Origin of the sequence: Cellulosimicrobium marinum, from assembly GCF_020551945.1 — a bacterium.
Taxonomy (GTDB): Bacteria; Actinomycetota; Actinomycetes; order Actinomycetales; family Cellulomonadaceae; genus Cellulosimicrobium; species Cellulosimicrobium marinum.
In genome coordinates this window covers 51,984-75,960 of the sequence record NZ_JAJBZH010000004.1, presented here as the reverse complement: position 1 = coordinate 75,960, position 23,977 = coordinate 51,984, and the positions used below count along the sequence as shown (strand labels likewise).

Genomic DNA, 23,977 nt, shown 5'->3' with positions numbered 1-23,977 from the left:
GCCGCCCGCGCTCAGCGCACGGCGTCGCTCAGCCGGTTCCCGCGCCGCCGTGCGCCGAGCCACCAGGCGGCGCCTCCGAGCGCGCCGAGCACGGCACCCACGAGGGCGACGCCGAGCGGAAGCGTCGTGGGGATCCCCAGGTGGACCGTCAGGCCGAGGATGCGCGACAGGCCCCAGGGCAGCACCATCATCTGGTCGTTCCAGGCGGTGAGAGTCGTCTCGAGCCCGATCGCCATGACGACGACCCCGCCGACGAGGAGCGGTGCCGCGACGGCGAGGAGCGTGCGGCCCGTCGCGCCGAGAAGCCCGACCCCGAGCGACCGCAGCGCGAACCAGGCCGCGACGACCACCCAGGCGAAGCCGGCGACGGCGAGAGTCACGTACACCGTGCGGGGACCCGGTTCCGCCCAGAGCCCGTACCAGTACCCGCCGGGCCCGGTGGGCGCGAGCGCGCCGAGGAGCAGCACCGTCCGGAGGACGGCGGCGCCGCCCACGGCCCCGGCGAGCGCGAACGCACCGCCGCGCCCGGTACCCGCGCGCAGCACGGCGACGAACAGCAGCCACGCGCCGAGGACGATCGCGAGGTGGACCCAGGACAGGGCCCACGTGTAGGCGACCCGACTGAGGACGAGGGCCGCGACGGGCACCACCACGACGAGCACGCGGTCGGTCCGCGTCACCTCGGGGCCGAGCGGGGCGACGCGCCACGGTCGCGTCGCCCCGAGCCACAGCGCACGCAGCGCGACCGCCCCGGGGACGGACGTGGTGACGCCGTCGGCGTCCTGTCGGGCGTCGCGCCGACGGGCCCGGACGGCGAGCGCTGCGAGGAGCCGGCCGCCCGGCGTCGTACCGAGGAGCAGCGCGGCGACGAGCAGCACGCCGAGGACCCTCGCGACCCAGGCGACGGACAGGTCACGCTCCGCCCGCTGCACGCCGAGGTCGGCCGCGGTGAAGGTGTACGCGGGCAGGGACAGGTCGTCGCCGTACGTGGCGACGTGACGGGAGCGCGCCGCGTCGTAGTCCTCGCGCGCCTCGGCCCAGGCGGCACGGGCGTCGGGCGCTCCGGTCGCGAGCCACCGCCCGTGCTGGAGCACGACGTCGCGGTAGTCGGCGAGCACCGTGAACAGGTCGACCTCGTAGTCGAGCGCGGCGACGAACTCCTCGCGCAGAGCCGCGTCGCGCCAGGTCGACGGGTCGGTCTCCACGACGAGCTCGCGCATGCGCTCGGCGGTCGCGACGGCGTCGTGCCCCTGCGCGAGCGCGGCGTCGACGTCCGCGCTCCCGCGGCCGACGATGGACGAGATCGAGTCCAGCGCGGCGGCGTCGCCGGAGAGGATGTCCCACTCGAAGATCCACATCATGGGCGGGGGCTCGAGCCCGAGCGCCCGCACCTGGTTCTGGGCGAACGGCCCGATGTAGAGGCCGTCGCGCACGGCGTCGCGCGAGAGCGCCATCGCCTCGCCGATCGCTGCGACGGTCTGCGGGTCGTCGGAGAACGTGGCACGCGCCCACGACGCGGTGACCTCCTCCGGGTCAGCCGTGGGGTCGAGGGCGAGCCGCGCCGCGGCGTACGTGTTGAGGTCGTAGAGCTGCCAGAAGCCCGACTTGCCGTACAGGCTCATCGGACCGGCCTTCCAGGGGCCGCCGTCCTGCGCCCACGCCCACACGCCCTCGACGTGCGGGTTCGCCTCCAGGTAGTGGGCGAGCGCCGCGGCGTACGCGGGGCCGAGGTCGTTGGGCAGTGCGCCGAAGCCCTCGAACTCGCGCCGCGACTGCAGCTCGACGATGCGGCGCTGGTCGCCCACGTCGAGCGTCGGGTTGAGCGGGAGCCACGAGTAGAAGTCGCCCGCGACGTGCTTGGTCGACACGACGAGAGCGGGCGAGTCGAGACCGGCGAGCACGGCCTCGTAGGAGTCCGGGTTGGTGTGCATGTCGCCGACGGCGCCGACGCCCACGGACCAGGAGCGGAAGATCACGTCCTTGCCGTGCTCCTCCGCGACACGGGTGAACGCCGTGAGCATCGCGCGGACCGACTCCTCGTCGGTCACGGCGAGCTCGGACCAGTAGTCCCAGCCGGGCAGGTCGTAGATGCGCCCGGCCTCGCCGATGCGGATCATCACGCCGTCGACCGCGGGCATCGTGTCGAACACCTCGTCGAGACCGGCCGCGTAGACGTCCCAGAGCTCGGGGTCGGCCGTGTCGAGGCCGCGCGCGTCGAGGTACTCCTGCAGGGGTGTCGTGAGCATGAGCATGTCGGTCTGGAGGTAGACGTCCATGCCGACGTCGTCGGCGTCCTGCCACAGCGGCCCGAAGGACTCCTGCATGACGCGAGCCCGCTGGGCGTGCTCGTCCTGGGCGTCGTAGACCTGCGTGCCGTCGCCCACCCCGGCGAACGACACGTACTCGAGGAACCCCGGGACGACGACGCCGTTGAAGCCCTGCGCGAGCTGGTGGGCGACGTAGCCGCGGAGGTCCGCCGCGTCGTCGGCCAGGGACTCCGGGTCGACGTAGGGCGCGGCCGAGAGGATCGTGTCGGCGAACGACCCGCCGTTGTGCGAGTACGGGTCGCCGGTCCGCCACGCGTCGGGGTCGGGCTCGATGCCGACGGCGCCCTTGTCGACGAGCCGCATCCCGAGCGCCGGCTCGACCACGACGCCGTCCCCGGAGTCGCCCGGCGCCGCGGGCAGCGCGTCACGGCCCGTACGGACGCGGTCCGCGACGTCGTACAACCCGCGCGCCGCCCCGGCCGGCCCGGCCGCGTCGACGCGCCACCCCTGCCCGTCGACCGTGACGCGGTACGCCTCGGCGTTCTCGCTCGCGAGGTCCGCGCCCAGGACCACGGTCAGCTCGCCGGGCGCGGGACCGGCATCGGGCGTCGTCCCCTCGGGGGCGACCCGCACCGTCGCCTCCTGACCGCGGGCGGAGAGCGCCCCCACGAGCGCGTCCGCCGCGAGCGCGACGCGCTCCCCGTCCGGGACGACGACGGCCAGCACCCCGGGCGGCGCGACCACCGGGGTCGGCGGTGCCGCCGCGGGCTCCTCCGGCGCCGCGACGGCCGGGGTGGCCTCGACCGCGAGGACGTCGCCGAGGCCGACCGCCGTCCCGAGGCCGAGCGCGAGCAGGACGGCCGCGGTCGTGGCGGCGTACCAGGGGCGGCGAGGCGTGACGTCGTCGTGCACGGCGACAGCGTAGGCCCCCGGGGAGCGGTCAGGACGCCGCGGCGCCCTCCCGGCCCGTCGCGCGGAGCCCCGCGAGCAGCGCGAGGGTCGCTCCCACGGCGAGTCCCACACCGAGCAGACCGACGACGCCGACGAAGAGCCCACCGACCGCGCCGTAGTCGGCGAGCGGCGCGCCGGCGAAAGCGTGGTCGCGCGCGGCGCCCGCGAACCCGACGGCCTCGGCGGTCGCCTCGAGTCCGTCGGGCGTCGCCGCCGCGAACGACGACAGGACGACCGCGGCGAGCAGCGCCCCGGCGCCCAGGGTGACGACGGCGCGGCGCACCGCGGCGGGGGCGGGCGACGGCGCGGCGTCGGGCACCGAGCGGGCGGTGCGGGCGTACCGCTCGACGACCGCGACGCCGGGCGCGACCGCCAGCACGAGGGCGACCACGCCCGCCGTGATGAGCGCCTCGCCGAGCCCGATGACCAGGTGCACCGACAGCATCTGCCCGACGAGCACGCCGACCGGGACCGCGACCGTGCCGCCGACGGCGAACAGCCCGGCGAACACGAGCGCGGACGCCGGGACGCTGGCCAGCGCCCCCGCGCCCGCCGCCGCGGGCGCCCACCGCCCGCGGGTCAGGCGCAGGACGCCGCGCGTCGCGACCCAGCCGACGAGGGTGCCGACGACGGCCATGAGCAGCACGTTCGTCCCGAGGGCGGTGAGCCCGCCGTCGGCGAACACGAGCGCCTGGACCACCAGCACGAGCGTCACCGACAGCACGCCGAGCCACGGGCCGACGAGGGCCGCCGCGAGCGCGCCGCCCATGAGGTGGCCGCTCGTCCCCGCCGCGACGGGGTAGTTGAGCATCTGGACGGCGAACACGAGGCCGGTGGTCGCGGCCGCGAGCGCCACGCGGCCGGGCGTGAGGTCGGCCCGCGCGCGGTACGCCGCGTAGCCGACGGCGGCGAGCGAGACGACGGCGGTCGTCGCGGACGTGGGGTCGTCGAGGAAGTGGTCGGGGACGTGCATCTCAGGCTCCTGTCGTCTGCAGGGTGGTGCGGTGGTCGTGGGTGGCCGACGGCGCGGGGTCGCGCGGACCTGCCCGGTGGCGGGTCCGCGCGGCGGTGGCCCAGGTGGCGACGACGGCGTCGAGGCCGGCGTCGTGCGTGCTCGCGCCGAGGTGCCGGGCGACCGCGCCCGGCCCGTCGAGGTCGAGGCGCAGCGGGGTGCGTCCGGCTCCCGCGTGCGGGGGCGGCGGGCGTGTCCCCGCGAGGAGGACGGAGTCGACGACGCGCGCCGGCCCGAGGATCCCGGGCAGGCCCCGGTCCGGGCCGAGGTCCAGGTCCTCGACGAAGAGCTCGCGCACGGGTGGCCACGCGGGTTCCGACCCGGCCGGGGCGCCGGGCTCACCGGTCCGCCGCTCGACACGGGTGGACGCGCGCAGCCTCCCGCCCGTCTCCCCCGTCCGGCCGAGCACGAGCGTCTCGCGGAGGAGCGCCACCGCGTCGGCGCCGAGGCGGACCGTGGTGCGCCGCTCGACGTCGGCCCCCTCCGCGACGACGAAGGGCAGGGCGTCCCAGACGAGCAGGCCGCCGTCCGCCACGTCCGCGTCCACGTCCCACGACGCCGCCCGCCCGCGCCCGGTGTACGCGACCGTGCCGCTCACGTCGACGAGCTCGAGCTCCACCCCGGCCCCGACCCGGACCTCGAACCGGACGTGGTCGCCGCCGAGGAGCAGGGCCCGCGTCGCGACGAGGGCGACGCGTGCCGACGCGGGCCCGGTCGACAGGACGCGCGCGCTGAGCGCACCCGGCCGCAGGTCGCACCGCACGCGCCCTCCCGCCCGGGTCACCCCGACGTGCGTCGTCCCGTCCATGCGCGCTCCCCCGTCAGGCCTGCGTGCCCGACGGGGCGTCCTCGTGCGGGTGCGCGTGCGCGGCGCCCCCGTCGTCGTGGGTGTGCAGGTATCCGCCGTCCTCGTCCGCGTGGAAGTGCGGCGCCATGGGTCCGGGGTCCTGCGGCACGTGGCTGCCCGCGCGGTGCGCGGCGAGCAGGCCGTGCAGCCACGCCGTGAGCGCGTCCACGGACGCGCGGTCCAGGCGGGAGAGCGCGAGGACGGGTGCGCCGTCGCGCGCGGCGGTCGCGTCGGCGACCATCTGCTCGACGTCCACGCCGACGTACGGCGCGAGGTCGGTCTTGTTGACGACGAGGAGGTCGGCCCGGGCGATGCCCGGCCCGCCCTTGCGTGCGACGTCGCCGCCACCCGCGACGTCGAGCACGAAGATCTGGGCGTCGACGAGCGCGGGCGAGAACGTGGCGGTGAGGTTGTCGCCGCCGGACTCGACGAGCACGACGTCGAGCGGCGCGAAGTCCGCCTCCAGGTCCTCGACGGCGAGCAGGTTCGCCGTGACGTCGTCGCGGATCGCGGTGTGCGGGCATGCGCCCGTCTCGACCGCGCGGATGCGCTCCGGGTCGAGGACGCCCGCGGACCGCAGGAACCGCGCGTCCTCGTCGGTGTAGATGTCGTTGGTGATGACGCCGAGCCGCAGCGTCGCGCCGAGCTCGCGGCACAGCAGCGCGATGAGCGAGCTCTTGCCCGTGCCGACGGGTCCGGCGACGCCGAGGCGCAGCGAGCGGGCGGGGGCCGACGCGGGGTGCGCCTGGTCGTGGGCGTGGATGTCGGTGTCGGTGTGGGTGTCAGGCACTGAACAGCCTCTCGGTGGTGCGGGCGTGGGTCTCGGCCCACTGCTCGACGAGCGGTGCGCCGAGCGCGGGGATCGCGCGGGGGTCGGTGAGGTGGGCGACGTCGTGGGCGAGCGCGTCGATCGCGGGCTGCGCGACGAGGACCCACCCCGTGGCCTCGACGGGGTCGACGGGGGCGAGCTTGAGCGTGGCGGCCGCGACGGTCTGCACGTCCTCGTAGCCGACGAGCCGCGCCACCTGCACGGCCGAGAGCCCCGCGCACGCCGCGGTCACCCCCAGCACGACCGGCCGCGGCGGCGCCGTGCGGCCCTCCCGGCCCCGACGCCCGTCACCGTCCGACGCCGCCCGGTCGCCCTCGTCGACGTGGCGCACCGCCGCGTCGAGCGCGACGACGCCCGCCTCCCCCGCCCACAGGCGGCGCAGGAGCCGCAGGTACCCGCGCCCGAGCCGCTGGGACGTCTCGCGCAGCGCCGCCGACGGCGTCCGCGCGGCCCACGCGGACCACGTCGCGACGAGCGCCCCGGCCACCGTCGGGACCGGGGACCACGCGCCGTCGGGCGCACGGTCGGCCGCAGCCGCGAGGACGGCGTGCCGGGCGACGACCGCGGTCGCCGCCTCGACGCGGGTCACCGTCGCGAGACGCGCACGGACGTAGTCGGGCACGGCGGCGGCCGGCATGCCGGCGCGCAGGGCGGGCTCCAGCCCCGCGGACTGCGTGTGCCCGCCCGTGGGCAGCCGCGCGTCGGCGAGGAGCGCGAGCATCAGCTCGGCCCGCCCCTGCGCGGCACGCGCCGCCCCGTCGTCCACGGCGCGCCTCAGAACAGCGAGTAGAGCTGCGCGAGGGGAAGCCGCTCGGCGGGCGCCGGCACGATGAGCTCGCCGTCGACCTCGATCGCGAACGACTCGGGGTCGATCTCGATCCGCGGCAGGTAGTCGTTGAGCCGCATCTGCGCCTTGCCGACGTCGCGCGTGCCCGCGACCGGCAGGAGCTGGCGGGCGAGCCCGAGGCGCTCGGCGAGGCCGTCGTCCAGCGCCGCGGGCGAGACGAACGACATCGACACGTCCGCGCCGACGGCGTCGGCGAGCGCCGGTCGCATGAGCACGGGCTGCGGCGACGGGATGGAGGCGTTGGGGTCGCCGAGGGCTCCCCACACGAGCGCGCCGCCCTTCATGACGACGCTCGGCCGGACGCCGAACAGCTTCGGCTCCCACAGCACGAGGTCCGCGACCTTGCCCGGCTCCACGGACCCCACGTACGCGTCGATCCCGTGCGCGACCGCCGGGTTGATCGTGTACTTCGCGACGTAGCGGCGGGCGCGCAGGTTGTCCGCGGGGAGGGCAGGGCCGGGCGCGCCGCCCGGGTCGGCGCCGCGCCGGGCCTTCATGACGTGGGCGACCTGCCACGTGCGCGTGACGACCTCGCCGATGCGCCCCATCGCCTGGGCGTCGGACGACGTGATGGAGATGGCACCCAGGTCGTGGAGCACGTCCTCGGCCGCGATGGTCGTGCCGCGGATCCGCGACTCGGCGAACGCGAGGTCCTCCGGGACGGCGGGGTTGAGGTGGTGGCACACCATGAGCATGTCGAGGTGCTCGGCGACGGTGTTCACGGTGTGCGGCAGGGTCGGGTTGGTCGAGCCGGGGATGACGTTCGGGTGGCTCGCGACCGTGAGGATGTCGGGGGCGTGCCCGCCACCCGCCCCCTCGGCGTGGAACGCGTGGATGGACCGCCCGCCGATCGCGCGCAGCGTCGACTCGACGAAGCCCGCCTCGTTGAGCGAGTCGGAGTGCAGCGCGACCTGCAGGCCCCAGTCGTCCGCGGCCCGCAGCGCCGCGTCGATCGCCGCGGGCGTGGACCCCCAGTCCTCGTGCACCTTGTAGCCGCCCGCGCCCGCCATCGCCTGCTCGCGCAACCCCTCCGCGCTCACCGTGTTGCCCTTGCCGAGCAGCAGCACGTTGACGGGCAGGCGGTCGAGCGAGCGGTGGATCGCCTCGAGGTGCCACGCGCCGGGCGTGACCGTCGTGGCCTTGGTGCCCTCGCTCGGCCCGGTGCCTCCGCCCGCGACCGTCGTGATGCCCGTCGCCAGCGCCTCGTGCACCTGGGACGGGGAGATGAGGTGCACGTGCGAGTCGATGCCGCCCGCCGTGAGGATCTTGCCCTCGCCCGAGACGACGTCGGTCGACGGCCCGATGCGCAGGTCCGGGTGGACCCCGTCCGCCACGTCGGGGTTGCCGGCGCGGCCGAGCGCGACGATCCGCCCGTCACGGATCCCGACGTCCGCCTTGACGATCCCCCACCAGTCCAGCACGAGCGCGCTCGTGACGACCGTGTCCGGCGCGCCCTCCGCGCGCGTGGTCGTGCCCTGCGCCATCGACTCGCGGACCGACTTGCCGCCCCCGAACACGGCCTCCTCGCCGCCGAACGTGCGGTCCTCCTCGACCTCGATCCACAGGTCGGTGTCGCCGAGGCGCACCTGGTCGCCCGTCGTCGGGCCGTACAGCGCCGCGTACCGCGCGCGGGAGATCGTGACCACGTCAGCCCTCCCCGTCGCCCGTCACGGCCCCCGTGCCCGACGCCGCCGGGTCGCCACCCACGGGCCCCAGCGCCCCGCCGTCGGGCTTGCCGCGCTGGATGCCGGGCACCCGGCGTCGGCCCCGCAGCGCGACCGCCTCCACCTCCGCGGACGCACCGGGCTCGAACCGCCGCGACGTCCCCGACGGGATGTCGAGCCGGAAGCCGTGCGCCGCCGCGCGGTCGAGGTCGAGCGCCGCGTTCGCGTCCGGCAGGTGCAGGTGCGACCCCACCTGCACCGGACGGTCCCCCGTGTTCGTCACGACGAGGGTGAGCCGCTCGTCGTCGGACCGGTCCGCGTTGAGGACCAGCGGCACGTCCTCCGCGCCCCGCTTGAGCCGCACCGCCCCCGGCCCGCTCGTGCTGATGCCCGCCATCGCCGCTCCGTCCTCGTCGCCCGCCGGTTCGCCCGCCGTGACCGTCGCCCGTCAGGCGATCGGCTGGTGGATGGTGACGAGCTTGCGCCCGTCGGGGAACGTCGCCTCGACCTGGACGTCGGGCAGCATCTCCGCGACCCCGTCCATGACCTCGTCGCGCCCCAGCACCTCGCGCCCCGCGACCATGAGCTCGGCCACGCTCACGCCCTCGCGCGCACGCTCGACCACCCACGTCGTGAGCAGCGCGACCGTCTCCGGGTAGTTGAGGAGCACGCCGCGCTCGTGCCGGTCACGGGCGACCATGCCCGCGACGGCGAGCAGCAGCTTCTCGGTGTCACCAGGAGTCAGGTGCATGGGGTGATCCTGCCCGTCACGTATGTCCGCCGCGTATACACGGCGTTATACGCGTGTGTGCCGCCCCGCGCACGACGAGGGCCGCCGACCGGGCGAACCCGGCCGACGGCCCTCGATGTCCTGCGACCTTCCCGGACGGACCGGGAGGTGGGGGTCAGGCGTGGATCAGAAGTCCATGCCGCCCATGCCACCGGTCGGGTCGCCCGCCGGCGCGGCCTTCTCCGGCTTGTCGGCCACGACGGCCTCGGTCGTGAGGAACAGCGCCGCGATGGAGGCGGCGTTCTGCAGCGCGGAGCGCGTGACCTTGACCGGGTCGTTCACGCCGGCGGCGAGGAGGTCCTCGTACTCGCCGGTCGCCGCGTTGAGGCCCTGGCCGGACGGGAGGTTGCGCACCTTCTCCGCCACGACGCCGCCCTCGAGGCCCGCGTTGACCGCGATCTGCTTGAGCGGCGCGTCGATCGCGGCGCGCACGATCTGCGCACCCGTCGCCTCGTCACCGTCGAGCTCGAGCTTCTCGAACGCCACGGCACCGGCCTGGATGAGCGCGACGCCACCACCGGCGACGATGCCCTCCTCGACGGCGGCCTTCGCGTTGCGCACCGCGTCCTCGATGCGGTGCTTGCGCTCCTTGAGCTCGACCTCCGTCGCGGCACCCGCCTTGATGACGGCCACGCCGCCCGCGAGCTTCGCGAGGCGCTCCTGAAGCTTCTCGCGGTCGTAGTCGGAGTCCGACTTCTCGATCTCGCCACGGATCTGGTTCACGCGACCCGCGATGAGGTCCGCGTCGCCCGCACCCTCGACGATCGTGGTCTCGTCCTTCGTGACGACGACCTTGCGCGCCTGGCCGAGCAGGTCCAGCGTCGCGTTCTCGAGCTTGAGGCCCACCGTCTCGGTGATGACCTGGCCGCCGGTGAGGATCGCGATGTCCTGCAGCATGGCCTTGCGGCGGTCGCCGAAGCCCGGGGCCTTGACGGCGACGGACTTGAACGTGCCACGGATCTTGTTGAGCACGAGCGTGGCGAGCGCCTCGCCCTCGACGTCCTCGGCGATGATGAGGAGCGAACGCCCCTGCTTCATGACCTGGTCGAGGACCGGGAGCAGGTCCTTCACGTTCGAGATCTTGGACTCGACGATGAGGACGTACGGGTCCTCGAGCACGGCCTCCTGGCGCTCGGGGTCCGTCTCGAAGTAGCGGGCGAGGAAGCCCTTGTCGAAGCGCATGCCCTCGGTGAGCTCGAGCTCGAGGCCGAACGTGTTCGACTCCTCGACCGTGATGACGCCCTCCTTGCCCACCTTGTCGAGGGCCTCGGCGATGAGCTCGCCGATCGCGGGGTCGCCGGCGGAGATCGCGGCGGTCGCGGCGATCTGCTCCTTCGTCTCGACCTCGACGGCCGCGTTGAGGAGCTGCTCCGTCACGGAGTCGACGGCCTTCTCGATGCCGCGCTTGACGGCGATCGGGTTGGCGCCGGCCGCGACGACGCGCAGGCCCTCGCGCACGAGCGCCTGGGCGAGCACGGTCGCCGTGGTGGTGCCGTCACCCGCGACGTCGTCCGTCTTCTTGGCGACCTCCTTGACGAGCTCCGCACCGATCTTCTCGTACGGGTCCTCGAGCTCGATCTCCTTGGCGATGGAGACGCCGTCGTTCGTGATCGTCGGCGCGCCCCACTTCTTGTCGAGCACGACGTTGCGGCCCTTGGGGCCGAGCGTGACCTTCACGGTGTCCGCGAGCTGGTTGAGCCCGCGCTCCATGCTCCGACGAGCCTCCTCGTCGAACGCGATGATCTTGGCCATGGGGAATGATCCTCCGCTGGTGGCGTGTGGCGGTCGGCCGGCGCCCGCGACGGACGACCCGCGCCGGTCGGCGTTCCTGTCACGCCGCCCGGGCCGGGCCTCACCTGTCGACCTGGTGGGTTGCGCCGCACCCGCCGGAGCGGCTGCCTGCGCTGGTGCTTCTGTCACTCTGACTACGAGAGTGCTAACGCCATTATTGGCACTCGCCTCCTGCGAGTGCAAGACGCCGCACCCCGCCCGGCGCCCGTATCGCGACCGGCGAAACCCGGCGGCGACCCGGCACCCTCCCCACCTCCCCTAGGATGCCCGGTGTGATCCGCGCAACACCGACGTGGCGCCTGGGCGCGGTGGCCGGCTTCGTGCTTGTCCCGGCGCTCGGACTCACCGCGGCGACCGCCGCCGCCGCACCCACCGGCGAGCACATCGACCTCTACCAGGACGGCGTCGCCGTCACCGGCGACGCCGTGCTCCGCCTGCCCCCCGGCGCCGCCGCCACCTACCTCGACGGCAGCCGCGTGCTCGACCCCGCGAGCCTCGACCCCGCCGCGCTCGCCGCCGGCGTCGACCCCGCCGACGGCGAGGCGAACCGCCTCGCCCAGGTCGCCGGCACCCCCCTCGACGCCGCGACCCTCCTCGACCCCACGGCGGCCGACGCCGCGGCGCACGCCTCCCGGCAGTGGCTCGCCGACGGCGTCGTGCCCGGCGCCGACGGCCCGTACGCCGCGCTCGGCGAGGCCGCGCTCCTCGACCTGCGCGCCCTCGTGCTCGACAACGGCGCCGCCCTCGCCGCCCCCTCCCCCAGGTGGCGGTACGTCTGGCCCCGCGACGCGTCGTTCACGGCCGCGGCGCTCGCCCGCACCGGGCACGTCGGCGACGCCGTGCGCGTCCTCGGCTTCCTCACCCAGGTGCAGGAGGACGACGGGTCGTTCCACGCCCGCTACCTCCCCGACGGCTCCGGCGTGCCCGACGACCGCGGCCTCCAGTCCGACGGGACGGGCTGGGTCCTGTGGGCGTGCGCCGTCGTGCTCGCCGAGACGCCCGAGGGCGACCGGGCGAACGTCGTGCGCGCCCTGCGCCCCCTCGTCGACGCCGCCACCGACCACGCGCTGTCCCTCGTCGACGGCACCGATGCCCTGCCGCCCGCGTCGAGCGACTACTGGGAGGTCGAGCCCACGTCGCTCACGCTCGGCACCGCGGGCCCGCTGCTCGCCGGGCTCGAGGCCGCCGACGACGTCTACCGCGTCGCGGCACGGCACGACGGCGTCGGGACGGCCCGGGTCCGGGCGCTGGCCGCCGCGGACGCCGCCGACCGGCTCCGGGACGCCGTCGAGCGCGCGTTCGGGACGCAGGGGTACCCGCGGCACGTCACCGGCGGGCCCCGGGACGCGTCCGTCGCGTTCGTGCTGCCCCCGTTCCAGCCCGCACCGCTCGACGGCGCCCGCGCGGCCTGGCGCGCGTCCGTCACCTCGATGCTGCGCCCCGCCGGCGGCCTCGCCCCCGGGGCGGGGTGGCGCGAGGACGGGATCTCCTGGACGCCGCAGACCACGCTCTACGCGCTCGCCGCGGCGTCGTCCCCCGACGCCGACGACCGCGCCGACGCACGCGAGTGGCTGCGCTGGGTCGACGACCACCGCACCGCGTCCGGCGCGATCCCCGAGAAGGTCCTCGCCGACGGCTCGCCCGCGGCCGTCGCACCGCTGTCGTGGAGCTCCGCGCTCGTCGTCCTCGCCCTGGTCGAGCTCGACACGACCCCCGACCTCGACGGCGGCACCGTCCTCGGCGCACCCGCGGGGTAGCCGGCGGAGCCTGCGCTCGGCCCGAGCGTCGGCGAGCTCGTGCTGCTCGGCCGGAGCGTGCGCCGCTCCGGCTGGGTGTCGTACACCGCCGAGGACCGGCGGCCGACCGGCCCGCCAGCGAGCGATGCACCACGGCTCGAGCGATGCACCTCCGGGTGCATCGCTCGAGCCGTTCGTGCATCAGCCGGGACGCCGCCGTGGTCGCGCGAAGGAGAACCCTGGTCGGTCGAGGGAGAACCCTGGTACTACCTCGACCGACCTCAGTCCTCCTTCGCGGGACCCGGGCTCTCTCTCGGCGGCACTGCCGTGGTCGAGCCGGGGGCGAGGTCCGGCACCTCGCGCACGTCGAACTCGCGCCGCAGCACCCGCCGCGCCGCGTACCAGCCGCCGAGGCCGTGCACGCCCGGGCCGGGCGGGGTCGAGGCGGAGCACAGGTAGACCCCGTCGAGGCCGACGGCGTACGGGTCGAGGCGCGCGGTCGGGCGGGCCAGCATCTGGCGCAGGCTCACCGCGCCGCCCGCGATGTCCCCGCCCACGTAGTTCTCGTCGTGGCGGGCGAGCTCGGCGGCGGGGGTGGAGCGCGACGCCACGACGACGTCCCGGAAGCCCGGCGCGAACCGCTCGACCTGCGCGACGACGTCCTCCGTGACGTCCCGCGTGGACCCGGCGGGCACGTGCGCGTACGTCCACAGGGGGCGCAGCCCGCCCGCGGCCCGGCCCGGGTCGACGACGGTCGGGTCGCTCAGCAGCACGACCGGCCGCTCCGCGTGGCGACCGGCCGCGACGTCGGACTCGGCGCGCACCATCTCGGCGCGTGTCCCGCCGAGGTGCACCGTGCCCGCGCGCCCGACCTCGGGGTCCGCCCACGGCACGGGCCCGGAGAGCACGAGGTCGACCTTGGCCGCGGCGTCGCCGTGTCGGAACCGGCGCAGCGCCGCGGCGGTGCGCGGGGACAGCCGGTCGGCGTAGACCTCGGCGACGACGCCCGGCGCGGTGTCGAACAGGTGGGCGCGGGCGGGCGGCAGGTCCGCGCGCGACGCGACCCGGTGACCGGTGACGACGGTGCCCCCGTGGGCGCGCAGGTCGTCGACGAGCGCGCGGACGATCTCCCCCGACCCTCCGCGCGGGACGGGCCAGCCGCCAGGGGCGTGTCCCAGGGTGGCGAGCAGCAGCGCGGTTCCGGCGGCTGCCGGGGAGGGCAACGGGCCGATGGCGTGCGCCGCCACACCCGTGAGGAGCGCCGCCGCCTCAGGCGTCGTGAACCGGCGGCCCCACGCCGCCGTGCCCTGCTCGACGACCGCCGCCCCGAACCGGGCCGCGACCGTCGCACCGGCCGGGCTCAGCACGCTGCCGGGGACGGAGCGCCGGTCGCCGAGGGCGACCGCGACCACGTCCCGCCACCCCCGGGCGAGCGGGCCGAGCAGGCTGCGCCACGCCACGCCGTCGGGCCCGAGGCGTTCCACGGTCCGGTCGAGGTCGCGGTACGCGACGCCCGCCCGGCCCCCGTCGAGCGGGTGCGCGTACGACACCTCGGGGGCGCGCAGGTCCACGCCGCGGGCCGGGAGGTCGAACGCGTCGAGGAACGGCGACGCCCACGCCATCGGGTGCACCGCGGAGCAGACGTCGTGCACGAGGCCGTCCGCGAGGCCGAGGTCGAGCGTGCGGGCGCCCCCGCCGACGGTGGTCTGCGCCTCCAGGACCTGCACGGCGAGCCCGGCGCGGGCGAGCGTGACGGCGGCCGCGAGGCCGTTCGGGCCGGAGCCGACGACGACCGCGTCGAGGTTCTCCGCCATCGTCGGACCGCGCCGTCGGTCAGTGCCGCGTCAGAGTCCGTGCCGCGTCAGAGCGGGCGCACCTGCTCGGCCTGCGGGCCCTTGGTGCCCTGCCCGAGCTCGAACTCGACCTCCTGGCCCTCCTCGAGGGTGCGGTAGCCGTCGGTCTGGATGGCGCTGAAGTGGACGAACAGGTCCTGGCCGCCGCTGGCCGGGGTGATGAACCCGTAGCCCTTCTCGGCGTTGAACCACTTCACGGTGCCCTGGGCCATCGGTTCTCCTCGTGCGTCGTCGCCGGCGGGGCGCCGCGCACCCCGTGGTAGGCCGAGCCTAGCCGCGGGGCGCCGTCGACGGTAGGTCGAGCCGCAGGTCAGCCCGCGGGGGTCAGCTCCGAGGTGATGACCACCATGACGTCACCGGAGCGCAGGGCCTGCTCGCTCACCTGCTCGGCGGGGATGCCGAGGATCGCGGCGACGGCGGCGGCGGTCTCGGCGCGGTTCTCCGTGTACCAGATGACATTGCCGGTCACGCCGGAGTCGCCCGGGTAGTCGTCGGCCTCGACGTTGCTGAAGCCACGCCCGTCGAGCGCGTCCTTGCCGGCGGCTGCGGAGCCGGTCGGGCCGCCGTCGTTGAGCACCCGAACGAAGGCGCTCGGGTCGGCCACGGCCAAGAGTGCGTCGATGTCCGGGGCGTCCGTCGTCTCCTCGGGCTCGTCCGCCGGGGTCTCGGTCTCGGCGGGCGTCTCGGTCTCGGCGGGCGTCTCGGTCTCCGCCGGCGGTTCCGTGGTCTCCTCCGCCGGGGGCTCCGTGGACTGCGCCTGCGGCGGAGCCTCGCCGCTGCCGTCCGTGAGGAGCGAGAAGCCGCCGAACGCGAGCCCGGCGAACACGACGGCGACCAGCAGGAACGGCCACGTCTTGCTCCACCGGCCGCGCGGCGAACGATGGACGCCGACGGGCGCCCCCTGCGGCGCGGGAGCGTCGAACTCGTCAGGCCCGTAGGGGTAGCGGCTCTTCGTCACGCCGACAGGGTAGCCTCCGTGACGCAGATGACTAAACGTCCGCTCTGCCCGGCCTTCACGACGCGCGGACGGAGCGGGTCACAGTCCTTCGAGCCGACGGGCCGTGCGTGCCCGCTGCCGGGTCGAGCGCATTCGGCGCAGGCGCTTGACGAGCATCGGGTCGTGCTCCAGCGCCGCGGGCGAGTCGATGAGGGCGTTGAGGACCTGGTAGTAGCGGGTCGCGGACATGTCGAACAGCTCGCGCACGGCCTGCTCCTTCGCGCCGGCGTACTTCCACCACTGCCGCTCGAACGCGAGGATCTCCCGGTCCCGCTCACCCAGGCCCGACGCCGCGTCGTCACCGGTGCCCGGTGCGTCCGCCCCGTCGGGGCCGTGCAGCACGTACGCCGCCTCGCTCATCGGTTCCTCCCGCGTCCTGGTCCGCGGCGGCCGGACCGCCAGGTCCCGCGCGCCGCACCCAGGGTACGCAGCGAACCACACCGGTGTCATTCGTCCTCGCCGGGCTCGGGCTAGGCTCGGTGGCCGTGGAGAGCGCACCCGGAACGACCCGCCCCCCGCTCGCGAGCATCATGGCGCCCGACTGGGCGGAGGCGCTCGCGCCCGTCGAGCCGCAGCTGCACGCCCTGGGCGACATGCTGCGTGCCGAGGTCGCGGCCGGCCGCGAGTACCTCCCCGCGCCGTCGGCGATCCTCAACGCGTTCTCGCGCCCCCTCGCGCAGGTGCGGGTCCTCGTCGTCGGGCAGGACCCATACCCGACGCCCGGCCACCCGATGGGGCTGTCCTTCTCCGTGCAGCCCCACGTGCGCCCGGTGCCGCGGTCCCTGCAGAACATCTTCACGGAGCTCGCCGACGACGTCGGCGCCCCCCGCCCCGCGACGGGCGACCTCACCGCGTGGGCCGACCAGGGCGTCATGCTGCTCAACCGGGTCCTCACGGTGCGCCCCGGCGAGCCGGGCTCGCACCGCGGTCAGGGCTGGGAGGCCGTGACCGAGGCCGCGATCCGCGCCCTCGTCGCCCGCGACCAGCCGCTCGTCGCGATCCTGTGGGGCCGCGACGCCGCGACGCTGCGCCCGATGCTCGGTGACACCCCCGTCGTCGCGAGCGCCCACCCGAGCCCCCTGTCGGCGCGCCGCGGCTTCTTCGGCTCCCGCCCCTTCTCCCGCGTGAACGACCTCCTCGCCGCCCAGGGCGCCGACCCCGTCGACTGGCACCTGCCCACCGCCTGAGCCACCACGACCGGCGGCGACGATCGCGGCGGTGTGCGCGATCGCGGCGGACCTGCCGAGGGGCGCGGTCGGGCTAAGGGGTGGTGGACGGGATGCGCGCGGGAGAGACGCGCGGTCGGGCTGAGCGGTGGTGGACGGGACGCGCGCGCGGTCGTGGCGGGCCTGGCGGGAGCCGCGAGGAACGAGCGGCGGATGGAGACCGCGCGCGCGTCCCGGGAACCACCGCGGTGGCGACCGCCCGAAGCACCACCTGGCACATCACCACGACCCGCAGCCGCCCGCGCGACGCACCGGAGGAGCACAATGGGCCGGGTGACGACGCAGAACCCCTCGACCTCCCCGACCGCCGGGACGCCCGCACCCGACGCCGACGCGCCGCGCTGGACGAGCTACGTCGCCGTCGGCGACTCGTTCTCCGAGGGGCTGTGGGACCCGTACCCGGGGCAGGAGGACCGTCAGCGCGGCTGGGCGGACCTGCTGGCGCAGCATCTCGCGGTGCGGCGGGTGGCCGTGGGCGAGGAGCCGCTGCGGTACGCGAACCTCGCGATCCGTGGCCGCAAGCTGCGGTCGATCCTCACGGAGCAGGTGCCGGCGGCGCTCGCGATGGGGCCGGACCTGGTGAGCCTGGTGGGCGGGGGGAACGACATCCTGCGCCCGAGCGCCGACGTCGACCGGCTGGCCCGCAACCTGGAGCACGCGGTGGCGCGGTTGCGCGCGGCGGGGATCGACGTGCTGCTGGGGACGGGGTTCGACGCCTCGCACTCCCCGCTCGTGGGGATGACGCGGTCGCGCGTGGGCGTGTTCAACGCGCACGTCTGGGCGATCGCGCGCCGTCAGGGCGCGTTCGTGGTGGACCTGTGGGGGCTGCGGGCGCTGCAGGACTGGCGCATGTGGTCGGACGACCGCATCCATCTGACGCCGGAGGGTCACCGTCGGGTGGCGCAGGCGGCGCTGGTGGGCCTGGGGCAGGTGCCGGACGACGTGGACTGGGACGACCCGTTGTCGCCGCTGCCTCCGTCGCCGGCGATCGACCGGGCGCGCCAGAACGCGCAGTGGGTGCGGGCGCACGTGGGTCCGTGGGTGCACCGTCGTCTGACGGGGGTGTCGTCGGGTGACGGGCGGGTGCCGAAGGCGCCGGAGCTGCTGCCGGTTCCGCTCGCGCAGGACTGAACGGCCGGCGACGTCCAGCGGGACGGCGATGCGCCCGACCGGCGCAGCCCCCGAACGGCGAAGCCCCCGACCGGGACGGTCGGGGGCTTCGAGGGGAGCCGCCTGTCGGGTTCGAACCGACGACCTTTCGCTTACAAGGCGAGCGCTCTACCAGCTGAGCTAAGGCGGCGTGCGCCCGGGGTCCGGGCGAGCGAACAGACTACCTGCTCGCCGGGGCCCCGGGCGTGTGCGTGGTGGGCCGGGGCGTCAGCCCTGCGCGCCCTGCACGGCGGTGGTGAGCGCGCTCGGGTCGGACCAGTTGCCGTCCCAGCGCTCGCCGTCGATCGTGATGGTCGGGGTGCCGAAGCCGCCGGACTGCGGGTTGATCAGCGCCTCGTCGTTGGTGGCGACGTTGGTGGCGGTGGCGGCCCAGTCGGCGAACTGCTCGGTGGCGGTGCCGTCGGCGATCTGCGCGGCGACGTCGGCGGGCACGCCGGCCTGCTCGGCGAGGTCGGCGATCTGCTCGTCGGTGAGGCCCTCGGTGCCCTCGGCGGGCTGGTTGGCGAACATGAGGGCGTTGAAGTCGTTCATCGCCTCGGGGGCCTGGTCGGCGACGAGGCCGGCGGCGGCCACGGCGCGGGTGGAGAACTGCGACCCCTGGGAGAACCGGTCGAGGATCGCGACGGGGTGCAGCACGACGGTGATGTCGCCGGCCTCGCGCAGCGCGTCGATGGAGGCGCCGTTGGTCTCCTCGAAGTCGCCGCAGACGGGGCACATGTAGTCGAGGTACACGCCGACCTCGACGGCCTCGGCGCCGTTGTCGGTGCCTGCGGTGCCGTCGGCTCCCATGGTGATGCCGCCGCCGTCGGAGTTGGCGGGGTTCGTCACGTCGTCGAGGTTGCCGGCGGCGACGGCGTCGATGGTCTCGTTGCGGTCCTGCATCGCGGGGATCCAGATGGCGAGGAACACGCCGACGAGCACGAGGAGGCCGGCGACGAGCGCGCCGATGGTGATGTAGCGGTTGCGGCGGTCGCGCTTCGCCTGGGCCTCGCGGAGCGCGAGGGCCTCCGCGCGGGCGGCCTCGCGGCGCTGGGCCTTGGTCTGGGCTTCGTTGCTGGGCATGGTGGTCCTTCGGGTGCGGTTCGGGTCGTCGTCCGCGGACGACTGGGCGGGGGCGCGTCGCCGACGGCGCGGGCGGCCGTCAGGCGAGGGCGAGGCGCGGGGGTCCGCGCCGGGTGCGCACCACGGCGTCGGCGAGGTGGTGCAGGGCGGCGGGGACGGCGTCGGGCACGGCGGGCCGGACGGTGCCGGGTGCGGTCCGGGGCAGGGGCGTCCCGAGGACGCGCGCGAGGGCGGCCCGGAGGACGGCCGTGGTGCCGGTGGCGAGCGCCCGGACGCGCTCCTGGGTGCGGCGCACGGACGCCGCTGCGCCCCAGACGACGAGGCCGGCGGCGACGTGGGCGAGCAGGACCGGGAGCGCGAGGACGCCGAGCACGGTGACGACGGCGGCGTGCTCGCCGCCCAGGGCCGTGCCGGAGGGGCAGTCGGGGGCCTCGTGCACGAGCGCGAGGTGCACTCCTGCGAGCCGCCACGGACCGGGCACGGTGACGCACTGGTGGACGACGGCGAAGCCGCGGTCGGCGAGCTGCGTCACCGCGGTCGCGGCGAGGAGGACGAGGAGGACGACGGGGGTGCCGAACCGTCCGGTCGCGGGCACGACGGACGTGCCCACCTGACCGCGCGACCTCGCGCGCGGGACGGTCGTCCGCAGCACGGCGCCAGCGTACACAGGGCGGCTGGGACCGCGCTGGGAGCGTCCGGAGGACGGGGCGGGTCGGGGCGGCTCAGCGCAGGTCGGGCGGGCCGGGGAACGGCCACCACTCCACGGGGCGGTCGGAGACGACCAGCACGACGCACACGACGGTGAGCACGACCCCGACGCCGAGCAGCACGAGCGTGCCGGTGCGGCCGGGGGCGACGCGGGCGAGGGCCGTCCGCGTCCCGTAGCGTGTGAGGTGGGTGAGCGGCCCCACCCACGCGAGCACCACCGCGGCGAGCATCGCGAGCCACAGCACGAGGGACGTCACGAGGGGCGCGTTGCCGCCGTCGGTGTCGCGCAGCACGACCCAGCGGTCGGCGTCGAGCAGCCACCAGCCGGCGACGACGACGAGCACCCCGGCGCACGCGGCGACGAGGAGCGACGGCAGGGCGCCGATGAGGGCGCGGAAGACGTACCAGGGCGACGCGGCGACGGACCGGGCGGTGTCGCTGCGCTGGACGCCGCGCCGTTCGCGCCGGGTGTGCAGGGACTCGGTCGTGACGCCCACGACGCGGGCGAGGACGACGATCAGGGCGAGCACGCCGAACGCGACGCCGGGCAGCACCGCCGCGAGGAGGACGAGCGGCACGGCGAGCAGGGTGAGGGCGGCGCGGCGCGACGCCGGGACGGGGCGCACGTACAGCGGCTCGCCCTCGGCCTCGGGCCGGGGCGCGCCGAGCTCGTCGAGCAGGTCCTGGTCGGGGGGCGCGTCGCCGCCGACGAACTGCGCGGCGGGGTCGCCGACGGGCACGGCGACGGTGCGCCCGTCGTTCACCTGCGTCTGGGTGACCGGCAGGGGCGGGGGCACGACGGCGGTCGGACCGGTCGGGGGGCCCACGAGCCGGGTGGGGGCGTCGCCCGCGTCGGCCGCCTGGCGCAGCGCCGCGACGACCTCGGTGGGGCCGAGCCGCTGCGCGGGGTCGGCGTGCAGGGCGGCGGCGAGCGCACCGGCGGTCACGGGTCCGAGGCCCGCGAGGTCGGGCCGGCCGCTGCGGGCGCGGGCGAGGACGACGTCGGTGGGCCGCACGCCGAAGGGGGCCCGTCCGGTCGCGGCGTAGGCGAGCATCGCCGCCCACCCCCACCAGTCGGTGTCGGCCCCGGGCGTCGCGCCTTCCAGGAGCTCGGGCGCGAGGTACCCGGGGGTGCCCATGACGAGCCCGGTGGACGTCACGCGGGCGTCGTCGAGGCCGTGGGCGATGCCGAAGTCGATGAGCACGGGCCCGCGCGACGAGACGAGGACGTTGCTGGGCTTGAGGTCGCGGTGGATCACGCCGGTGGCGTGCACGACCTCGAGCGCGGCGGCGAGCTGGTCGGCGAGCTCGTACAGGTCCCACGCGTCGAGGGGGCCGCCGTCGGCGACCTCGTCCTCGAGCGTCGGGCCGTCGACGAGCTCGGTGACGATGAACGCGTCGGGCCCGTCGAGCTCGACGTCGAGGATCTGGGCGACGGCGGGGTGGCGCAGCCGCTGGAGGGCGAGCGCCTCGCGGCGGAGCCGCTCGCGCCCCTGGGCGGCGGCGTCGAGGTCGACGTGCGCGTGGAGGAGCTTGATGGCGACGAGGTTCCCGCCGCCGTCGTGCGCGCTGTGGACGGTGCCCATGGCCCCGGAGCCGAGCCGCGCCCCGATGAGGTAGCCCCCGACCTCGCTGCCGGGGGCGGGCCCGCGGCCGGTCGTCGCCGCGACGCGCTGCGTGGACTCCTCCATGGTGACAAGGTAGCCGCTGACGGCCTGTGCGGCCGGTCGGCCCACTATCCTGGCAGGCCCAGGCGTGGTTCATCGAAGCTCAAGGAGAAATCGATTGTCAGGCAAAGAGGGGTTCGATCTCGTCGTCGTGGCCAACCGGCTGCCGGTGGACTTCACCGTCCGTCCCGGCGGTGACGTGGACTGGAACCGCTCCCCCGGCGGTCTCGTCACCGCGCTCGCCCCGGTCATGCAGGCGGCCGACGGCGCGTGGGTGGGCTGGTCGGGCGCCCCGGATCTCGCGACCGAGCCGTTCGACGCCGACGACATGCGCCTCGTCCCGGTCACGCTGAGCGCCGACGAGATCGAGCGGTACTACGAGGGCTTCTCCAACGACACCCTGTGGCCGCTCTACCACGACGTCATCTCTCCCCCGACGTACCACCGCACCTGGTGGGACGCGTACCGGCGCGTCAACCAGCGCTTCGCGGACGCCGCCGTCGAGCAGGCCGCCTACGGCGCCGTGGTGTGGGTCCACGACTACCAGCTGCAGCTCGTGCCGAAGATGATCCGCGAGAAGCGCCCCGACGTGCGCATCGGCTTCTTCAACCACATCCCCTTCCCGCCCCTGGAGCTGTTCCAGCAGCTCCCGTGGCGCCGCCAGGTCCTCGACGGGCTCCTCGGCGCGGACCTCGTCGGCTTCCAGCGCGCCGGCGACGCCGCGAACTTCATCCGCGCGGTGCGGCGCCTGCGCGCGTATACGACGCGCGGCCCGATGATCACCGTCCCGGGCGAGGAGGGGCACGACCGGCACGTGCGCGCGGCCGCGTTCCCCATCTCCATCGACTCGCGCCGGTTCGACGAGCTCGCCCGCACCCCCGAGGTGCAGCAGCGCGCCCGCGAGATCCGCGCCGACCTCGGCGACCCGGACGTCATGATGCTGGGCGTCGACCGCCTCGACTACACCAAGGGCATCCGGCACCGCATCAAGGCGTACGGCGAGCTGCTGCAGGACGGGCGCCTCGACGTCGAGCACGCGACGCTCGTCCAGGTGGCGAGCCCGAGCCGGGAGAACGTCGACGCCTACCAGGAGCTGCGCGAGCACGTCGAGGGCGCGGTGGGGCGCATCAACGGCGAGTACGCGGAGATCGGCCACGCCGCGATCCACTACCTGCACCACTCGTACCCCGCCGACGAGATGGCGGCCCTCTACCTCGCCGCGGACGTCATGCTCGTGACGTCCCTGCGGGACGGCATGAACCTCGTCGCGAAGGAGTACGTGGCCGCGCGCTCGGACGACCGCGGCGTGCTCGTGCTGTCGGAGTTCACCGGCGCGGCCGACGAGCTCGCGTCCGGCGCCCTGCTCGTCAACCCGCACGACATCGACGGGATGAAGGACATCATCGTCGCCGCCGCGCACATGGACCACCGTGAGCAGCGCAAGCGCATGCGCCGGCTGCGGCGCCGCGTCCTGTCCGACGACGTCGCGAAGTGGTCCGAGTCGTTCCTCGGCGTCCTCACCGCGATGCCGTCGCGCGTCCCGCGCCCCGTGGGCCGGGTCACCGCGCCGGGGGGCGACGCGTGAGCGCGCCCGACCTCGCGGCCGCCGTCCGCGCGTTCGCCGAGGGCCCCGGGCCCCGGCTCGTCGCGCTCGACTTCGACGGCACGCTCGCCCCGCTCGTCGACGACCCGCTCGCGGCACGCATGGCTCCCGCCGCCCGGGCCGCCGTGGACCGTCTCGCCGCCGCGGTCCGCGGGACGACGACGTGCCTCGCCCTCGTCTCGGGCCGCAACCTCAGCGACCTCGCGGCGTGCGGGGCGCCGCCGGTCGGCGCGTTCCTCGTGGGCAGCCACGGCGCCGAGACCGGGCGGGTGACCGCCGACGGCGTCGACGCCGTCCCGCTGCGGCTCGCGGCCGACCAGGAGCGCGCGCTCGGCGCGCTGCGGGCGGGGCTCGCGGACGCCGTCGCCGGGCGCGAGGGCGCGTGGGTGCAGGACAAGCCGAGCGCCGCCGTCCTGCACACGCGCCTCGCCTCCCCCGACGACACCCGGGCCGCGATCTCCGCCGCGGACGCCGTGGCGCAGCACCTCGGGCTGCACGCGATGCACGGCAAGGACGTCGTCGAGATCGCCGTCCTGGAGACGTCCAAGGGCGAGGCCGCGGACCGGCTGCGGGCCGCCGTCGCGCAGGAGGTGGGGATGCCGGGGCAGCCCGCCCGGATCCTCTACGCGGGCGACGACACGACCGACGAGACGGTGTTCTCGGTGCTGGGCGAGCAGGACCTCGGGATCAAGGTCGGACCCGGCAAGACGCTCGCGGCGCGGCGCGTGGCCGACGTCGACGAGCTCGCCGCCGCGCTCGACGAGCTCGCCCGCGCCCTGGAGGAGACCGCGACCGGATCGTGACCTCCGGTGTGACGGAGCACTCACACCGCAGGGGTAGGATCGGCTGCACGATGACGTCGGGACCCCGTCCGTTCACGCCCGGGGGCCCGACTTCTTCTGTGTCGTCGAAGACACGCTCGACCACCATCGAGGCCTGAGCAACGTCGACAGGACA

General features: G+C 75.6%; 21 protein-coding genes and 1 tRNA gene. 5 read left to right on the top strand and 17 right to left on the bottom strand.

Annotated elements, in window-relative coordinates; genetic code table 11:
- Positions 1-11: 11 nt before the first annotated feature.
- The 9 genes from LGQ04_RS17740 to groL form a co-directional block, all read right to left on the bottom strand.
- Entirely contained in the window at positions 12-3,179 is a 3,168-nt protein-coding gene (locus LGQ04_RS17740) for a hypothetical protein (protein WP_229243600.1), read from the bottom strand.
- Between the two features lie 28 nt (positions 3,180-3,207).
- Positions 3,208-4,191, bottom strand: coding sequence for an energy-coupling factor ABC transporter permease (locus tag LGQ04_RS10220; RefSeq protein WP_229243599.1), 984 nt, complete (start codon positions 4,189-4,191; stop codon positions 3,208-3,210).
- Position 4,192: 1 nt separating this feature from the next.
- A complete protein-coding gene (locus LGQ04_RS10215) occupies positions 4,193-5,038 on the bottom strand; it encodes an urease accessory protein UreD (RefSeq protein ID WP_229243598.1) in 846 nt (281 codons plus the stop codon).
- A gap of 13 nt (positions 5,039-5,051) precedes the next feature.
- Complete coding sequence (ureG, locus tag LGQ04_RS10210; protein ID WP_372470044.1) at positions 5,052-5,867, bottom strand: urease accessory protein UreG; 816 nt, start codon at positions 5,865-5,867, stop codon at positions 5,052-5,054.
- A complete protein-coding gene (locus LGQ04_RS10205) occupies positions 5,860-6,672 on the bottom strand; it encodes an urease accessory UreF family protein (RefSeq protein WP_229243597.1) in 813 nt (270 codons plus the stop codon). Before LGQ04_RS10205 ends, ureG begins: the two co-directional genes overlap by 8 nt.
- An 8-nt stretch (positions 6,673-6,680) precedes the next feature.
- Positions 6,681-8,399: an urease subunit alpha gene (locus tag LGQ04_RS10200; protein ID WP_229243596.1), complete on the bottom strand. Its 1,719-nt coding sequence runs from the start codon at positions 8,397-8,399 to the stop codon at positions 6,681-6,683.
- A 1-nt stretch (position 8,400) separates the two neighbouring features.
- On the bottom strand, positions 8,401-8,814 hold the full coding sequence (ureB, locus tag LGQ04_RS10195) for an urease subunit beta (RefSeq protein ID WP_229243595.1): 414 nt from the start codon (positions 8,812-8,814) through the stop codon (positions 8,401-8,403).
- Between the two features lie 51 nt (positions 8,815-8,865).
- Complete coding sequence (locus LGQ04_RS10190) at positions 8,866-9,168, bottom strand: urease subunit gamma (RefSeq protein WP_229243594.1); 303 nt, start codon at positions 9,166-9,168, stop codon at positions 8,866-8,868.
- 165 nt (positions 9,169-9,333) lie between these two features.
- A complete protein-coding gene (groL, locus tag LGQ04_RS10185) occupies positions 9,334-10,959 on the bottom strand; it encodes a chaperonin GroEL (protein WP_229243593.1) in 1,626 nt (541 codons plus the stop codon).
- Between the two features lie 302 nt (positions 10,960-11,261).
- On the opposite strand from groL, the gene LGQ04_RS10180 reads away from it, so the two are divergent.
- Positions 11,262-12,755: a glycoside hydrolase family 15 protein gene (locus LGQ04_RS10180; RefSeq protein WP_372470043.1), complete on the top strand. Its 1,494-nt coding sequence runs from the start codon at positions 11,262-11,264 to the stop codon at positions 12,753-12,755.
- Positions 12,756-13,015: 260 nt separating this feature from the next.
- Here LGQ04_RS10180 and LGQ04_RS10175 read toward each other — a convergent pair whose 3' ends face one another.
- The 4 genes from LGQ04_RS10175 to LGQ04_RS10160 form a co-directional block, all read right to left on the bottom strand.
- Positions 13,016-14,548 (bottom strand): phytoene desaturase family protein, encoded by a 1,533-nt coding sequence (locus LGQ04_RS10175; protein ID WP_229243591.1) that lies wholly within the window; start codon positions 14,546-14,548, stop codon positions 13,016-13,018.
- Between the two features lie 47 nt (positions 14,549-14,595).
- On the bottom strand, positions 14,596-14,799 hold the full coding sequence (locus LGQ04_RS10170) for a cold-shock protein (protein WP_024841969.1): 204 nt from the start codon (positions 14,797-14,799) through the stop codon (positions 14,596-14,598).
- Between the two features lie 98 nt (positions 14,800-14,897).
- A complete protein-coding gene (locus LGQ04_RS17735; protein WP_229243590.1) occupies positions 14,898-15,545 on the bottom strand; it encodes a LytR C-terminal domain-containing protein in 648 nt (215 codons plus the stop codon).
- A gap of 78 nt (positions 15,546-15,623) precedes the next feature.
- On the bottom strand, positions 15,624-15,944 hold the full coding sequence (locus tag LGQ04_RS10160; protein ID WP_229243589.1) for a DUF3263 domain-containing protein: 321 nt from the start codon (positions 15,942-15,944) through the stop codon (positions 15,624-15,626).
- A gap of 125 nt (positions 15,945-16,069) precedes the next feature.
- Here LGQ04_RS10160 and LGQ04_RS10155 point away from each other — a divergent pair, with 125 nt between their 5' ends.
- Both LGQ04_RS10155 and LGQ04_RS10150 read left to right on the top strand, forming a co-directional pair.
- Positions 16,070-16,771, top strand: a complete 702-nt coding sequence (locus LGQ04_RS10155) for a uracil-DNA glycosylase (RefSeq protein ID WP_308016390.1) — start codon at positions 16,070-16,072, stop codon at positions 16,769-16,771.
- A 303-nt stretch (positions 16,772-17,074) separates the two neighbouring features.
- Positions 17,075-17,941: an SGNH/GDSL hydrolase family protein gene (locus LGQ04_RS10150; protein ID WP_229243588.1), complete on the top strand. Its 867-nt coding sequence runs from the start codon at positions 17,075-17,077 to the stop codon at positions 17,939-17,941.
- A gap of 96 nt (positions 17,942-18,037) precedes the next feature.
- On the opposite strand, the gene LGQ04_RS10145 is transcribed toward LGQ04_RS10150, so the two are convergent.
- From LGQ04_RS10145 to LGQ04_RS10130, 4 genes are all read right to left on the bottom strand, one after another.
- A tRNA-Thr gene (locus tag LGQ04_RS10145) sits at positions 18,038-18,110 on the bottom strand.
- 77 nt (positions 18,111-18,187) lie between these two features.
- Positions 18,188-19,042: a DsbA family protein gene (locus LGQ04_RS10140; protein ID WP_229243587.1), complete on the bottom strand. Its 855-nt coding sequence runs from the start codon at positions 19,040-19,042 to the stop codon at positions 18,188-18,190.
- Positions 19,043-19,121: 79 nt separating this feature from the next.
- Entirely contained in the window at positions 19,122-19,694 is a 573-nt protein-coding gene (locus LGQ04_RS10135; RefSeq protein WP_229243586.1) for a hypothetical protein, read from the bottom strand.
- Between the two features lie 70 nt (positions 19,695-19,764).
- On the bottom strand, positions 19,765-21,441 hold the full coding sequence (locus tag LGQ04_RS10130; RefSeq protein ID WP_229243585.1) for a protein kinase domain-containing protein: 1,677 nt from the start codon (positions 21,439-21,441) through the stop codon (positions 19,765-19,767).
- 94 nt (positions 21,442-21,535) lie between these two features.
- On the opposite strand from LGQ04_RS10130, the gene LGQ04_RS10125 reads away from it, so the two are divergent.
- Positions 21,536-23,002, top strand: coding sequence for an alpha,alpha-trehalose-phosphate synthase (UDP-forming) (locus LGQ04_RS10125; protein WP_229243584.1), 1,467 nt, complete (start codon positions 21,536-21,538; stop codon positions 23,000-23,002).
- Complete coding sequence (gene otsB, locus LGQ04_RS10120; protein WP_229243583.1) at positions 22,999-23,823, top strand: trehalose-phosphatase; 825 nt, start codon at positions 22,999-23,001, stop codon at positions 23,821-23,823. The genes LGQ04_RS10125 and otsB overlap by 4 nt, the downstream gene beginning before the upstream one ends.
- Positions 23,824-23,977: the final 154 nt, after the last annotated feature.